Annotated in this window: 9 protein-coding genes; 5 read left to right on the top strand and 4 right to left on the bottom strand. The window is 65.4% G+C overall.

Annotated elements, in window-relative coordinates:
• Both BST12_RS32040 and BST12_RS34300 read left to right on the top strand, forming a co-directional pair.
• A partial coding sequence (locus tag BST12_RS32040) for an acyl carrier protein (protein WP_170062143.1) occupies nucleotides 1-285 on the top strand: 285 nt, incomplete at its 5' end.
• Nucleotides 286-392: 107 nt separating this feature from the next.
• A complete protein-coding gene (locus tag BST12_RS34300; RefSeq protein ID WP_276030213.1) occupies nucleotides 393-10205 on the top strand; it encodes a non-ribosomal peptide synthetase/type I polyketide synthase in 9813 nt (3270 codons plus the stop codon).
• Nucleotides 10206-10275: 70 nt separating this feature from the next.
• On the opposite strand, the gene BST12_RS17630 is transcribed toward BST12_RS34300, so the two are convergent.
• The 3 genes from BST12_RS17630 to hrcA form a co-directional block, all read right to left on the bottom strand.
• Nucleotides 10276-11028 (bottom strand): 16S rRNA (uracil(1498)-N(3))-methyltransferase, encoded by a 753-nt coding sequence (locus BST12_RS17630; RefSeq protein WP_083114418.1) that lies wholly within the window; start codon nucleotides 11026-11028, stop codon nucleotides 10276-10278.
• 18 nt (nucleotides 11029-11046) lie between these two features.
• Nucleotides 11047-12192 (bottom strand): molecular chaperone DnaJ, encoded by a 1146-nt coding sequence (gene dnaJ / locus BST12_RS17625; protein WP_083114417.1) that lies wholly within the window; start codon nucleotides 12190-12192, stop codon nucleotides 11047-11049.
• 71 nt (nucleotides 12193-12263) lie between these two features.
• On the bottom strand, nucleotides 12264-13295 hold the full coding sequence (gene hrcA, locus BST12_RS17620) for a heat-inducible transcriptional repressor HrcA (RefSeq protein WP_083114416.1): 1032 nt from the start codon (nucleotides 13293-13295) through the stop codon (nucleotides 12264-12266).
• A 184-nt stretch (nucleotides 13296-13479) separates the two neighbouring features.
• Here hrcA and BST12_RS17615 point away from each other — a divergent pair, with 184 nt between their 5' ends.
• Genes BST12_RS17615 through BST12_RS17605 form a run of 3 tightly spaced genes read left to right on the top strand, consistent with a single transcriptional unit; the run spans nucleotide 13480 to nucleotide 15368 of the window.
• A complete protein-coding gene (locus tag BST12_RS17615) occupies nucleotides 13480-13842 on the top strand; it encodes a type II toxin-antitoxin system VapB family antitoxin (protein ID WP_083114415.1) in 363 nt (120 codons plus the stop codon).
• 60 nt (nucleotides 13843-13902) lie between these two features.
• On the top strand, nucleotides 13903-14493 hold the full coding sequence (locus BST12_RS17610) for a carboxymuconolactone decarboxylase family protein (RefSeq protein ID WP_083114414.1): 591 nt from the start codon (nucleotides 13903-13905) through the stop codon (nucleotides 14491-14493).
• The gene (locus BST12_RS17605; RefSeq protein ID WP_083114426.1) at nucleotides 14490-15368 is read left to right on the top strand and encodes a sigma-70 family RNA polymerase sigma factor; all 879 of its coding nucleotides are present in this window, start codon (nucleotides 14490-14492) and stop codon (nucleotides 15366-15368) included. The genes BST12_RS17610 and BST12_RS17605 overlap by 4 nt, the downstream gene beginning before the upstream one ends.
• A 3-nt stretch (nucleotides 15369-15371) precedes the next feature.
• Here the strand turns inward: BST12_RS17605 and BST12_RS17600 are convergent, their stop codons facing one another.
• Nucleotides 15372-15884 (bottom strand): MTB12 family secreted protein, encoded by a 513-nt coding sequence (locus tag BST12_RS17600; RefSeq protein ID WP_083114413.1) that lies wholly within the window; start codon nucleotides 15882-15884, stop codon nucleotides 15372-15374.
• Nucleotides 15885-16008: the final 124 nt, after the last annotated feature.

Genomic DNA, 16008 nt, shown 5'->3' with positions numbered 1-16008 from the left:
ACCCTCGTCTTCGACCACCCCACCCCCACCGCCATCGCCCGCCATCTGCTCACCCAACTCAACGGCAACGCCACCGCAACGCCCACGAGCGTCGACCATGTCAAACAGATTCAGGAATTCGTTGCATCAATTCCGGCCGAACGCTTAGCGCAAGCCAACGTATTAGCTGTCCTGCAACGCCTAATGCTGGATGACGCAGATACCGATATCCATCGGAAAAAGAAGCCTGATATCGCGAACATGAGTCTGGATGACATGGTCGCTGCGGCGCTAGACGATCAATGACTCTATAGACGGGATTTCAGAATAAGGACGCAATGGAAGCTTCATTAGAAAAGGTCACGCAGGCTTTTCGAAAGACTCTCCTGGAGAATGAGAGTTTAAAGCAACTGTTGGCGGCGTCGCATGAGCCGATCGCCGTCGTGGGTATGGCGTGCCGGCTGCCCGGTGGAGTGGATTCCCCCCAAGCGCTATGGGAATTAGTGAGCAATGGCACCGACGCCATAAGTTTGTTCCCCGCCGACCGCGGCTGGGACCTGGCCGGGATATTCGATCCCGACCCCGACGCGGTCGGCAAAACCTACACCCGCTCGGGAGGGTTCCTAGTGGACGCGGCCGGGTTCGATGCCGAGTTCTTCGGGATCTCGGCGCGGGAAGCCACCGCCATGGATCCCCAACAACGCCTCCTGCTCGAAGTGTGCTGGGAAGCCCTGGAAACCGCCGGCATCGACCCGGCCACCCTGGACGGCACCGACACCGGCGTCTTCGCCGGAACCTGGTCCCAACCCGGAACAGGCGGATCCGACGGCGCGGAGGGGTACGGGCTGACCGGGGCGGCAACCAGCGTGACCTCGGGCCGGGTCGCTTACGCGTTAGGGCTACAGGGCCCTGCGATCACCATCGATACCGCGTGTTCGTCGTCGCTGGTCGCCACGCATCTTGCCTGCCAGTCGCTGCGCAGCGGTGAATCCAGCCTGGCCCTGGCCGGCGGCGTCACCGTAATCAGCAGTCCGACACTGTTTATCGAATTCGCCCGCCAACGCGGACTGTCCGTCGATGGTCGCTGCAAAGCCTTCGCCGCCGCCGCCGACGGCACCGGCTGGGGCGAAGGCGCCGCAGTCCTGGTCCTCGAACGCCTCAGCGACGCCCACCGCCACCGCCACCCCGTCCTGGCCGTCATCGCCGGCTCCGCAGTCAACCAAGACGGCGCGTCCAACGGTCTCACCGCCCCCAACGGCCCCGCCCAACAACGCGTCATCACCCAAGCCGCCGCCAACGCCGGCATCCCCCTGCACCACGTCGACGCCGTCGAAGCCCACGGCACCGGCACCACCCTGGGCGACCCCATCGAAGCCGGCGCCCTGCTGGCCACCTACGGCGCAGACCGCGACCCCCAACACCCGTTATGGCTGGGATCGGTCAAATCCAACATCGGCCACACCCAAGCCGCCGCCGGCGCCGCCGGACTCATCAAAATGATCACCGCAATCAACCACGCCGCGCTGCCCCCCACCCTGCATATCGACCAGCCCAGCCCCCACATCGACTGGTCCGCCGGAGCGGTGCAGTTGCTCACCGAGGTCATACCGTGGCCGAAGTCCGACCATCCCCGTACTGCAGGCGTGTCGTCCTTCGGTATCAGCGGCACCAACGCCCACCTGATCGTTCAGCAAGCCCCTACGCCAACATCTGCCGCACCCGCAGCGGCCAAAAACCCACCGCCATTGCGTTTTTGGCCACTATCCGCGCGCACCCCCACAGCACTCAGCGCGGCAGCGACCCGCCTACACCAACATCTGCTCGAGCACCCCGACCTCGATCTGACGGATCTGGCCTACAGCCTGGCCACCACCCGCACCCACCACCCGCACCGCGCAGCCCTGACCATCCCCACCGACACCACCAGCACTCGCCCGCACCTTGACGACCTCCTCACGGCGCTGCAGGCATTAGCCAGCAACCAATCCCACCCCAACCCGGCCAGCCACCACCACCGAGCCCACCAACCCGCCAAAGCCGTATTCGTCTTCCCCGGCCAAGGCGCTCAATACCCCGGCATGGCCACCCAGCTCTACGCCCACCACCGGGGCTTTGCCGACGCCCTCGACGAGTGTGACCGCGCCCTGCGCCCCTGGACCGGCTGGTCAGTGTGCGACGTCCTACACCAACGCCCCGACGCACCGCCCCTAGACCGCGTCGATGTGGTCCAGCCCGTCTTATTCGCCATCATGGTCTCGCTGGCCGAGCTACTCCGGGCCCACGGCATCACCCCCGACGCAGTGGTCGGTCACTCCCAAGGAGAGATCGCCGCCGCCTACGTCGCGGGCGCACTGTCGCTGGACCAAGCCGCCAAAATCGTCACGGTGCGCAGCGCAGCCCTGACGCGTTTGCAGGGTACGGGAACCATGGCCTCGGTTCTGCTTGACCGCGAACAACTGACGCCCCGACTAAAACAGTGGGACAGCAAGCTCCACGTCGCCGCCACCAACGGCCCCACCCACACCATCGTCAGCGGCGATAGCGCAGCGATGGTGGAGTTCACCACCGCCTGTGAACGTGACGGCGTCCAAATCCGTTCTATAGCAGTCGATTACGCCTCACACTCGCCTCAGGTCGAGCAGCTGCGCCAACACCTACTCCATGAGCTGGCCGACATCGCCCCGCAAGCCAACAGCATCCCGCTGTACTCCACGGTGCAAAGCGCACGGTCCAGCCAGCCGTTGGACACCGCCACCATGAACGCCGACTACTGGTACCGCAACGTGCGCGAGCCGGTCGAATTCCATGGCGCCATCGCGGAACTGTTGACCCAAGGCGAACACATCTTTGTGGAACTGTCTCCGCACCCCGTGCTGGCACCCGCCCTGACCGACGCACTGGCCAGCGTCGCCGAACGAACCGAATCAGTGCTCGTCACCACTTTGGTCCGCGACCGCCCTGACCTCGACACCCTGGCGACCACGCTGGCCCAACTGCACACCCACGGCCACAGCCCCACCTGGACCACCCTGTATCCCGGCGCGACCACCGTGGCATTGCCCACCTATCCCTTCCAGCACCGCCCTTACTGGCTAACCCCGCCGGCCGGTGTGGACGTCAGCGCTGCCGGTTTGGACAAGCCCGATCATCCCCTGTTGGGTGCGCTGACCGATTTGGCCGACCAAGACCAGATCGTGTTGACCGGACGGTTATCCACCACCACCCACGAATGGCTGGCCGGTCTCCAGATGGGCGACAGCGTGGTATTCCCGGCGACCGGGTTTATTGATCTGGTCCTGCGAGCAGGTGAATACGCACAGTGCCCCGTGATCGACGAGCTGGTTGTGCGGGCTCCCTTGGTCCTCGCCCCGGGCGACGCAACCGACCTGCAGATCAGCGTGCATCCATTCGACGAGCAGGGCCGTCGGGCTTTCGACGTGCACGCGCGCATCAGCGATGCCCAAAACCGCCGCGCACCCTGGACCGCCCATGCCAGCGGGACGCTGAGCAACACCAACCCCACCCTGCGTGCAGCTTCAACTGGCGCAGCGACACTCACGGCCGTTGAACAAGACAGTTTCTATGAGCAGCTGGCCGACTCCGGCTTGGCGTACGGTGGCGCGTTTTGCGCGTTGCGGGCGCTGGGGAGCGATCCGGCTAGCCCCGACACAATTCACGCCGAAGTGGCGTTGCCCGCTGGCGTTGACACCAGCGGCTACGGCCTCCACCCCGCGCTGCTGGATGCCGCTTTGCATCCTTTAGTAGCGGCGCGACTTCCGTTCGCGTTCACCGGGGTTGCCTTGCACGCCGTGGAAGCCACCCGATTGCACGTCCAGCTCACCTCCACCGGCGCCGACACCTACACACTGCACGCCACCGACCCCGCCGGCGCCCCGGTCATCACCATCGACGCGTTGACCCTTGGGGCCCTGCCCGACACCGACAGTCTGAAATCCGGAAACGGGGTCGCCCGCGACGGCTTGTTCGAGTTGGCCTGGCCGGAGCTAGCCGCTGACGAGTTGCCCGCCGCCGAAGCGTCACCGGCATGGGCGCTGTTCAGTGAGCAGCCTTCCTCGGTGGACTCCTGGCCGGCATTGGCGGTGTGGGATTTTGCGCCGCCGCTCGGCGGTGATCAGCCCGATCCGTTGCAACAGGTGCATGCCTTCACCCGTCGCATTCTGGCTGGGTTGCAAACCTGGTTGGACAGCGCGGACGCGGTAGCGACTCACCTGGTGCTCCTGACCCGCCATGCGGTCAGCATCAGTCCGCACGACCAGGCTCCCGACCTTGCCCACGCCGCGGCGTGGGCCTTGATCCACACCGCCCAGAACGAGCACCCGGGCCGGATCAGTGTGATCGACATCGACGCCACGTCGGCTACGGAGGACACCCTGGCCAAGGTCTTAACCGCCCTCACCGACCCGGCGCGCCGACCCAGCATGGAACCTCGACTCGCCCTGCGCGACGGCGTCGTCCATCGCCCCCGACTCGCCCCGGCCCAGCCACACGCACAATCCCGAACCGAATCCCGAACCGAATCCCGAACCGAGTCCGTTGCGTTCGATCCAGACGGCACGGTGCTCATTACCGGTGGTACCGGCATGTTGGGCGGGGTTTTTGCCGAGCATCTGGTCACTGGCTACGGCGTTGGGCACCTGCTGTTGGTGTCGCGCAGCGGTATGGACGCTGCCGGGGCCGCTGAACTCCATGAGCGGTTAACGCAGCTGGGCGCCCAGGTCGACATCACTGCCTGCGACACCAGCAACCCCACCCAACTCGCCACACTGCTGGCCGGCATCCCTGCCCAACACCCGCTATGCGGCGTCATACACACTGCCGCGGTCCTGGACGACGCGGTGATCAGTGAGCTCACCAGTGAGCAACTGGCCACGGTGTTGACCACCAAGGCCGACGCCGCGTGGCATCTGCATCGGCTGACCGCTGATGCCAAGCTGGACGCGTTTGTCATGTTCTCCTCGGCGGCTGGAGTTCTCGGCGCACTCGGGCAAGCCAACTACGCGGCGGCTAACGCCGTGTTGGACGCGCTGGCTCAACAACGTCACCGAATTGGTTTAGCGGCAACCAGTTTGGCGTGGGGATACTGGCAAACCGCCAGCGCGATGACCGCTCATCTCGACGCGGTGGACCAAGCCCGGTTCACCCGTAACAACCTGACGCCGATCACCATCGAGCACGGTCTGGCGTTGTTCGATACCGCGCTGGCATCCCGTCGACCCACCCTGATCCCGACCCCGTTCAACGCCCGCGCGCTCGCCGACCAAGCACGGCAGGGCGCCCTGCCGGTCATCTTGTCGGCCCTGACGACCGCGCGACGGCAGGCCAGTACCGCGCCCGCCGCCGATACGTTGGCCAAACAGCTGGCCAGCCAGACCCCGCAGCAACAACTGGCCACCCTCACCGGGCTGGTTGTCACGACCACGGCCACCGTGTTGGCCCATCCCGACCCGGGCGCCCTCGATCCCGACCTACCGTTCAGAGACCTTGGCATGGACTCGCTGAGTGCTCTGGAACTCCGCAACACGTTAACCCGGCACACCGGCCTACCCCTGCCCGCGTCGCTGGCCTTCGACCATCCCACCCCGCGCGCGGCCGCGCACCACCTGGTCAGCATGCTCAGCGCCAAGACCGGGGCCACCGCACCGGTCTTGGGTCCACGCGTCCGCCCCCAGCGTTTGCCCTTGTCGTTTGCCCAACGCCGATTGTGGTTCATCGACCAGACCGTCGGCTCGACACCGATTTACAACATCCCCATTGCCGTGAGGCTGACCGGGGACCTGGACGTGGCGGCACTTCAGGAAGCGATCGCCGATGTTATCGAACGCCACGAAAGCTTGCGTACCCGGTTCATCGGTGAGCACGGAACTCCCTATCAGCAAATACTGGCGGTCGACGAGGTTGAACCGGTTTTCGCAGTCATCGACGTAAGCAACGAAGAACAGGTCGCCCACCAAATAAACGATGCCGCAAGCTACCTGTTCGATCTCACAGCCGAAATCCCGATCCGCGCTGAACTATTGACGCTGTCGAACACTGAACATGTGTTGGTGGTGGTCATCCATCACATCGCCGCAGACGGCGCCTCGATGATTGCTTTCTTTTCCGATCTGGTACGCGCCTACACCGACCGCAGCGAAGGCCGTAAACCCCAATGGTCGCCGTTGGCACTGCAATATGCCGACTACACGCTTTGGCAGCAGGAATTTCTCGGTAACCGTGATGACCCAGCCAGTGCGCTGGCCGGTCAGCTGTCCTATTGGCATTCCGAGTTGAAAGGGGCGCCCGAGGAAACGGAGTTGCCGTTCGACCGGCCCCGCTCAACCCAGCAGTCCATTGCTGGCGACGTGGTCGACTTCACCGTCGATACTCGCCTGCAACAGCAGGTCAAGCAGTTGGCTCAAAGCTGCGAGGCGACCGCGTCGATGGTGTATCAGGCCGCGTTAGCGGTGCTGTTGCACAAACTGGGTGCCGGTGATGATCTGACGATCGGCGGTCTCATGAGCGGGCGTACCGACGCTGCGCTCTCCGAGCTCGTCGGGTTTTTCATCAACACCTGGGTACTGCGCGTTCAGATAGCGGGAAACCCCAGTTTCACCGAATTACTCGCGCAAGTCAGGCAAAAAGCACTAGCCGCGTATAACCATCAAGACGTTCCCTTCGAACTCGTAGTGCAACGAATCAACCCCACCCGTTCGATGGCGCATCATCCACTCTTTCAAGTGGGTTTCGTGCTGCAAAATACTCCGTTACCGGCGCTGAAGTTTCCTGGGTTGTGGGCGCAGTCCATACGCACACATCCCCAAGGCGCCAAATTCGATCTTCGATTCGAGATTGTCGCCCCGCAGCAGCCACCAGGCCAGCCTCTGCAACCGCTCTCGGCCAACGTCGAGTACGCCACCGATGTGTTCGATCGCGAAACAATCACCGCTATCGTCGGCGACTACCTGAAGTTGCTCGACATGCTGACCGCCGATCCTGAATTACGGTTGTCGTCGATTCAAGCCGCCCATGCTCGCCCGGACGAGTGGGGGCATCGGACGGTTCTCGACCACACCCACACCGAACCGGCGCTATCGATCCCAGCGTTGTTTGCCGCTCAGGTGAGGCGGACGCCCGACGCACTCGCGTTGACCTTTCAGGGAAATTCGCTGAGCTACCGCGAACTCGATGAGGCATCTAACCGTCTTGCACGTCTATTAGTCGACCGGGGCATTGGGCCGGGCGAATTGGTTGGACTGGTTCTGGAGCGCTGCCTTGAGGCCATCGTCGCGATCGTGGCGGTGCTGAAAAGCGGCGCTGCGTACCTACCAATCGACCCGAGCAGCCCCGACTATCGCACCGATTCGATCATCAACGACGCCAAACCGGCGGCGGTGATCACTAAGGCCCGGTTCGTCAGCCAGCTCCACAAACCCGACCTGGCGATCATCGAGGCCGACGACCCGGCGACCACAGCTTCCTACCCGCCAGATGCACTGCCGTTGCCGTCTGCCGACGACATCGCCTACATGATCTACACCTCTGGCACCACGGGAAAACCCAAAGGGGTCGCAGTCACCCACCGCAACGTCGTCCAACTACTTACCGGACCAACAGCTTTCGTGCCGACAGCGGGGCAGACGACAATCCAATGCCATTCCTACGCCTTCGATCTCTCCGTATTTGAGGTGTGGGCACCACTGCTTCATGGCGCGCGCCTCGTGGTCATTCCTGAGTCAATCACCCGCTCACCCAATGACTTTCACGATTTGCTGGTCGCCGAAGAAGTCGACATGTTGGTCCAAACTCCCTCTGCGGTAACGGTTTTGCCCACACATGGACTGGACACGGTGACATTGGTCGTCGGCGGCGAAGCCTGCCCCGCCGAGGTCGTGGATCGGTGGGGCGGCGGCCGGGTCATGGTCAATCAGTACGGTCCGACCGAGACCACGATGTACGTATCGATGAGTGAGCCGCTGAAACCGGGTTCCGGGACGCCGCCGATCGGGCGCCCGGTGGCGGGTGCGGCATTGTTCGTGCTGGATCAGTGGTTATCGCCGGTGCCTGTTGGGGTGGTCGGTGAGTTGTACGTGGCCGGCAGCGGCGTGGCCGGTGGGTATTGGCACCGACCGGCGTTGACCGCATCCCGGTTTGTGGCCTGCCCCTTCGGCGGGAGCGGTGTGCGGATGTATCAGACCGGGGACTTGGTGCGTTGGGAAGCCGACGGCCAGCTGCACTACGTCGGTCGCGCCGACGAACAGGTCAAGATCCGCGGACACCGCATCGAACCCGCCGGCATCGCCACCGTCCTGAGCGAACTCCACGGCGTGGAGCAAGCGGTGGTGATCGCCCGTCAGGACCAACCAGGTGACAAACGGCTGGTGGCCTATTTCACCGGTACCGCCAATCCAGCTGACATCCGCCCCGTGCTGGCCAAGAGACTCCCGCCGTACATGGTGCCGACCGCCGTCGTAGCACTAGACACGCTGCCGCTGACCATTAACGACAAACTCGACGTCGAAGCCCTACCGGCTCCCCAATACGGCGACACAGACTCATATCGCGCCCCCTCAACCCCGATGGAAGGCATCCTGGCCGCCATCTATGCCGAGGTACTCGGCCTGGACCGGGTGGGCGTCGACGACTCTTTCTTCGACCTGGGCGGCGACAGCATCCTGGCGATCCAAGTCGCCGCGCGGGCCCAGGAGGCCGGCGTCAGCTGCCGACCACGCGACGTCTTCACCGCCCACACCGTTGCCGGGGTGGCCCAGGTAGCCCGATTCGCCAACCAGGACGACACCGGGACGGATGATGGCGTCGGCGTGGTGACCGCCACACCCGATCTAGCCGCCCATCCCGTCACCCGGCAGGACGTCGAGCACCTCGGCCAGCCCAGCGTTAGGTCCGTGCACGGCTTTTCACCCGGGGAAGATTCATTCGAGGTGCACGCCGGTGAACTCACGTTGGACAAGTTCATCGACGCCACGACGCTGGGGGCCGCGCCCCAGCTGCCCCCCGTCAGCGCCGAAGTGAAGACGGTACTGCTGACCGGCGCCACCGGATTTCTGGGGCGGTACCTTGCGCTGGAATGGCTGCAGCGGATGGAATTGGTCGGCGGCACCCTGATCTGCTTGGTGCGAGCCGAGTCCGACCAACACGCGCGGCGGCGCCTCGACGATACGTTCGACACCGATCCAAAGTTGTTGGCCCACTACCGGGAACTGGCCGCCGACCATCTGGAAGTGATCGCCGGCGACAAGAGCCAACCGCACTTGGGTCTGGAACCGCAGACCTGGCAGCGGCTGGCCGACACTGTCGACCTGATCGTCGACCCTGCCGCCAGAGTCCACCATCTGCTGCCGTACAGCCAGCTGTTCGGGCCCAACACCCTGGGCACCGCCGAGCTGATCCGGCTCGCGCTCACCACCAGGCTGAAGCCCTACTTGTACGTGTCGACTACGACGGTGGGCGAGCCGGTCGACCGGTCGGCGTTCACCGAGGACGCCGACATCCGGATCATCAGCCCTACTCGCTCCATCGACCACAGCTACGCCAATGGCTACGCGAACAGCAAATGGGCCGCCGAGGTGCTGCTGCGGGAGGCCAACGATCTGTGCGGCCTGCCCGTCGCGGTGTTCCGCAGCGGCGCCATTACGGCCGATACCACGTACGCCGGCCAACTCAACTTGCCGGACAACTTCACCCGGCTGATGATGAGCGTGATCGCCACCGGCATGGCGCCCAACTCGTTCTATCAACTCGACGAGAACGGACACCGGCAACGTGCCCACTTCGACGGTCTGCCCGTCGAATTCGTCGCCGAAGCAATCAGTACACTGGGCGCCCAGGCGGCCGACGGGTTCGCGACCTATCACGTGATGAACCCGCACGACGACGACGCCGGCCTCGACAAATTCGTCGACTGGCTCATCGAGGCAGGCGAACCGATCCGGCGAGTCGGGGACTACAGCGACTGGGTGCAGCAGGTGGAGACCAGCTTGGCCAGCCTGCCGGATGAACAGCGCGAGCGCTCCCTGCTACCGCTCATGATGATGATGCACGAACACCCCGACGCTCCACCGCCCACCCGCGGATCGAGCGCGCCGACCGATCGGTTCCGCGCTGCGGTGCAACACGCGAAAATCGGCCCCACCAAAGACATCCCACAGATCACGGCGCCCATCATCGTCAAGTACGCCACCGACCTGAAGCTGCTCGGAGTGCTCTGAGGTCATCCCGGCAACTCCTTTCCGCGAGACTGCAATTCTGCAGGGAAAGTGCGAGTAGAGGCCTGCAAAACTACAGGCTCGACGAATCGTCCCATCGCGACGTGAGCACACCTAAAGCCCCCAACGCCACTGCGGCCGCCGTCGACGTCCGCAGTACGGTCGGCCCCAGCCGAACCGCGACGGCACCGGCGCCGGTCAGTGCGGCGATCTCGTCCGGCGCAATCCCACCCTCGGGTCCAACCACGAGCATCAGCGAATCAGCCTGTGCCACAGGGATATCCGCCAGACGTTCGGTCGCCGACTCGTGCAGGGCCAGAACCAGACCCTGCTCGGCACGGATCCGGTTGACAAGCGCCGCGGTAGACAGCACACCGTCGACGGGCGGGATATGAGCCCGGCGGGATTGGCGCGCCGCGGAGCGGGCGACGGCTCGCCAGCGGCGCAGACCCTTGTCGGCCCGGTTGCCGTCCCACCGCGCCACGCATCGTGCGGCCTGCCAGGCCAAGAATGCGTCGGCACCGGCTTCGGTGGCCAATTCGATTGCCAACTCGGAGCGTTCGGACTTGGGCAGCGCCTGCACCACTGTCACCGCCGGCCGCGCCGGCTCAACATTCCAGCGCTGCAATACCCGGGCCGCCAGCCCGTCGCGCCCGGCCCGCTCGACCACACAGCTGGCAAAGCCGCCGGCACCGTCGCCGAGCACCAGCTCTGCACCGGGGCGGATCCGCCGCACGGTGGCGGCATGAAAACCCTCGTCGCCGTCGACCACGGCCAGCGCGCCGGTGTCGGGCAGTGCGTCGACATAAAACAGCGTCGCCACCATATGCGGGGTCCCGAAAAGCTATCGCCCGGTGAACGTCTCGCGCAGCCTGCTGAATAGCCCGCCGCCGGCGTGTGTCGAGCGAACCTCGGCGACGTCGCGGCCGCGGCGGCTCTTCAATTCGCGCAGCAGCTCGGTGTCGTGGTTGTCCAGCCGGGTGGGGACCACCACCTCCACGTGGACATGCAAATCGCCGCGGGCATTGGCACGCAGCTGCGGCATGCCGCGGCCGCGCAGCGTGATCGTCGAACCCGGTTGTGTGCCAGGCGGAATCACGATCTCGCTCATCCCGTCCAGAATGGCGTCCACGGAGACCGTCACGCCCAGCGCCGCGTCGACCATCGGCACCGAAACCGTGCAGTGCAAGTCGTCGCCCTGGCGCACGAAGATGTCGTGGGCCTGCTCGTGGACCTCGACGTACAAGTCGCCGGCCGGCCCGCCCCCGGGCCCCACCTCGCCCTGGGCCGCGAGCCGCACCCGCATTCCGTCGCCGACGCCGGCGGGGATCTTGACACTGATGTCCCGGCGGGCGCGGACCCGGCCGTCGCCCATGCACTGGTGGCAGGGGTCCGGGATGACCACGCCAACACCGCGGCAGGTCGGGCAGGGCCGCGAGGTCAGCATCTGACCCAGCAGCGACCGCTGCACGGTCTGCACCTCGCCGCGGCCAGCGCAGGTGTCACAGGGCATCGGCGCGGAGTCGCCGTTGGTGCCCTTGCCCTGGCAGCGGTCGCACAACACGGCGGTGTCGACGGCGACCTGCTTGGTGACACCTGTCGCGCACTCGACGAGATCGAGCCGCATGCGCAACAAGGAATCCGACCCCGGCCGAACCCGGCCGGTCGGGCCGCGAGATCCACCGGCACCCCCGAAGCCGCCACCGAAGAATGCCTCGAAGACGTCACCCAGGCCGCCGAAGCCGCCGAACCCGCCGGCCGCCGCGCCCGCGTTTTCCAGCGGGTCCCCGCCCAGGTCGACGATTCGGCGCTTCTCCGGGTCGCTCAGCACCTCGTAAGCGACGCTGATCTCCTTGAATTTCGCCTGGGCGGCCTCATCGGGATTGACGTCGGGATGCAGTTCGCGCGCCAGCTTGCGATAGGCGCGTTTGATGTCTGCATCATTGGCGCCTTTGCTGACGCCGAGCAGCCCGTAGTAATCGCGTGCCACGATTAACCTTTCTCAGCCTGTTAAGCCTGCCCCTTATGGGGCTATCCACAAACTCTGTAGCCGGTGCGCAGTCATCGAGCACCCAGCACTTCGCCGATATACATGGCAACCGCGGCGACACTCGCCATAGTTCCCGGATAGTCCATCCGCGTTGGCCCCAGCACACCCATGCCGCCGTAGACGGTGTCCAGGGTGCCGTAGGCGGTCGACACCATGGCGGTGCCGGCTATCTGCTCCGCCTCGGTCTCGTGGCCGATGCGCACGGTGACCTTGCCGGCCTCCTGCTGGGCCGCCAGCAGCCGCAACACCACGACCTGTTCTTCCAGGGCCTCCAGAATGGAACGCAGCGAACCACCGAAGTCCGCCGCGTTGCGGGTCAGGTTCGCGGTGCCGCCCAGCAGTAGACGTTCCTCGGTGTGCTCGACCAATGACTCCAGCAACACCGTGGCCGAGCGGCCCACCGCATCGCCCAGCCCGCCGACGCGGCCCAGCTGGCCGGCAAGGTCGGCGACCGCAACCGAGGCAACCGACAGCTTCTTGCCTTCCAGTGCCTGGCCGAGGATCTCGCGCAGCTGCGAAAGCTGGTGGTCCTCGATGACGTCGCCGAGTTCCACGATGCGCTGATCCACCCGGCCGGAGTCGGTGATGACGACCATCAGCAGCCGGGCCGGCGTGAGCGCGATCACCTCGAGATGGCGAACGGTTGACGTGGACAGCGTCGGGTACTGGACCACGGCGACCTGGCGCGTTAGCTGCGCCAGCAGCCTCACGGCCCGGCGCAGGACATCGTCGAGGTCGACGCCGGATTCCAGGAAGCTCTGGATCGCCCGCCGCTCGGCCGAGGACAGCGGCTTGACGTCATCGATGCGGTCAACGAATTCGCGGTAGCCCTTCTCCGTCGGCACCCGACCGGAGCTGGTGTGCGGCTGGGTGATGTAACCCTCGGCCTCCAGCACCGCCATGTCGTTGCGGACGGTGGCCGACGAGACGCCCAGGTTATGCCGCTCCACCAGGGTTTTCGAGCCGATGGGTTCCTTGGTGGCGACGAAGTCGGCGACGATGGCGCGCAGCACTTCAAAGCGACGCTCGTCAGCGCTTCCCATCGGCCCCTCCTTTCCCGGCACCTCCTCGACCGGATCATTTTACGGTCTCAGCACCGACAGACCGCCAGGCCGTGGGCACGCAACCGGCATTTCCGCGGGGCTGCGAAGCAATTAGCTCATCTTCCGTCTAGCCTTGCCAACATGTCCCGTCGAGCCGGGGCGAGTCAGGCGAAAGCGACTGCGGATGATTTTCAAGGGCGTGCGCGAAGGCAAGCCGTACCCCGAACACGGGCTGTCCTATCGGGATTGGTCGCAGATTCCGCCGCAGCAGATCCGCCTTGACGAATTGGTCACCACGACCACCGTGCTCGCGCTGGACCGACTGCTGTCCGAAGACTCGACGTTTTACGGCGACCTTTTCCCGCACGCCGTGAAGTGGCGAGGCATCACCTACCTCGAGGACGGTCTGCACCGCGCCGTACGCGCCGCTCTGCGGAACCGCACCGTGCTGCACGCACGGGTGTTCGACATGGACATGTCGTCGGGGCCGCCGCTCAACCAGCCCCCGAACCAGCCCCCGAACAGGCCGCCGAACGCGCCGTACTAGCGGTCACGTTTGCGCGCCGCCAGGTGTCGATCCAGTAGCGACACCGACAGGAGGGACCCCATGCCGCGACTGACCGGAATTTCTGACCGCGACGCGAACCTTGGCGCCAGGATCGCCTTCTTCTTCACCAAACGCCGGTTCAAGCAGATGACCGGACGCCAAACCGCCACCATGCTCGAACCGTTGCGCATGTACGCCCACATCCCCCGGCTATTGCGGGCGTACGGACGGCTCGAGCAGGCCGAGACCAAACTCGACATCCTCAGCCCACGCCAGCGAGCGCTGGCCGAGCTCAAGTCGGCGACGACCGCGCGCTGCGAGTTCTGTATCGACCTCGGCTCGCAGATTGCCCGCGGGCTGGGAATCACCGACGAGGAATTGCGCGCGCTCTCGGACTACCAGAGCGCCGGATGTTTCTCCACGGTCGACAAATTGATCCTGGAGTACGCCACCGCGATAACCCGAACGCCGGTGCGGGTCAGCGACGAGTTGTTCGAGGCGCTGCGCGCCCACTTCGACACCGCACAACTGGTCGGACTCACCCATGTCATCACACTGGGCAACCTGCGGGCCCGCTTCAATCTGGCGCTCGGCATCGGTTCTTCGGGGCTCTCCCAAGGCATGGTGTGCGCGCTGCCCGACACCGCATGACGGTCGACCTCGCGCTGACCGAGCGTTTCGAAGCAGTAAGGCCGCAGCTGCGCGCGGTTGCGTACCGGATGCTGGGCTCGGTCGACGACGCCGAGGACGCGGTTCAGGAAGCCTGGCTGCGGCTCACCCACAGCGACGCCGACAAGATCGCCAACCTCGACGCGTGGCTCACCACGGTAGTGGCGCGGATCTGCTTGAACATGTTGCGTGAACGCCGCAGTCACGCCCCTGAGGAGTTGGTCGCGCGGCTGCCCGATCCCATCGTGGAAGCCGAGGGCGAATTCGACCCCGAACACCGCGCGCTGCTGGCCGATGCGGTGGGCCTGGCGCTATTTGTCGTGCTGGACACGTTGGCCCCGGCGGAACGGTTGGCCTTCGTCCTGCACGACGTCTTCGCTGTCCCGTTTGACCAAATCGCACCCATTGTCGAGCGATCACCGGAGACCACCCGCAAGCTGGCCAGCCGGGCGCGACAGCGCATCCAGCAGGCCGGGCCTCTTCCCGACGGTGACCTGACGACCCAGCATGAGGCAGTCGACGCCTTTTTCGCGGCCGGGCGCAGCGGCAACTTCGACCGGCTGGTGTCGGTGCTGCATCCCGACGTGGTGTTGCGGGGTGACTTCGGACCTCCGGCCGCCGGATTTCGCGCCGAGGGTGCGGCCTCGGTGGCCAAGCTGGCCCGTAGTTATGCGGGACCGGAGCGAGAAGTGCGCAACGCAACCATCAACGGCGCCGCCGGCGCGGTCGTCTTCGTGTCCGGCCACGCAGCAGCGGTCATGGCATTCGTGGTGCGTGCCGGGCGGATCACCGCGATCGACGTGTTGGCCGACCCGCAGCGCTTGGCCAGATTGGATCTCAGTGCGCTGCGGCGCTGACGGTCAGTGCCCGGCAGCCTGCAGCAGTTGCATCGCTGAGCTGCGCGACAGCATCCAGCTGCCCTGGTTCACGAACGTCACACTCTGCGTGACGGGCGGCGACAGCTTGGGACCGGAAACGGAGACGTCGGCGGTGGCCGAGCCCTCGGCGGCCGGCTGGATATTCGTGACGGTGAACGACAACGGCAAGTCGCCGTTCTTGGCCGCCTTCTTGAGTTCGTGGTCGGCGAGGTGGGCCTCGGTGCCGCCGATGCCGCCCTCGACCAGGTTGCCCTTGTTGGTGAACGAAACGCTGGGATCGGCCAGGCTGTTGAGCAGGCCGGTCAGCTGTGCGGCGGTCGGCAGGTTTGCGGCCGGGGCCGGGTTGGGCGCCGGATCCAGCGGCAACGGCGTACTGAACACAACCGGCTCGTATGCGCCGGAATCAAACGACGCGATCGACGTCACACCGGCGGCGGCTGCTCCGATTGCCGCCACGGCGACCGCCCCGGTGGCGATGGATTTGATGGTCTTCACGGTTCTCCCCCTTGAATTGGCACGAAAGCGCTGTGCAAGTGGTGTTTCGGTTTTTTAGCGGACAGGCGTTACAACCACGCTACTGTGACCTTTGCCGAAGAGCCTGTGGCCCAGCTGTGTAGCA

Source organism: Mycobacterium angelicum (genome assembly GCF_002086155.1).
Taxonomy (GTDB): domain Bacteria; phylum Actinomycetota; class Actinomycetes; order Mycobacteriales; family Mycobacteriaceae; genus Mycobacterium; species Mycobacterium angelicum.
Note: the sequence above shows the minus strand (reverse complement) of the source record. Positions and strands in the feature narration are given on the sequence as shown.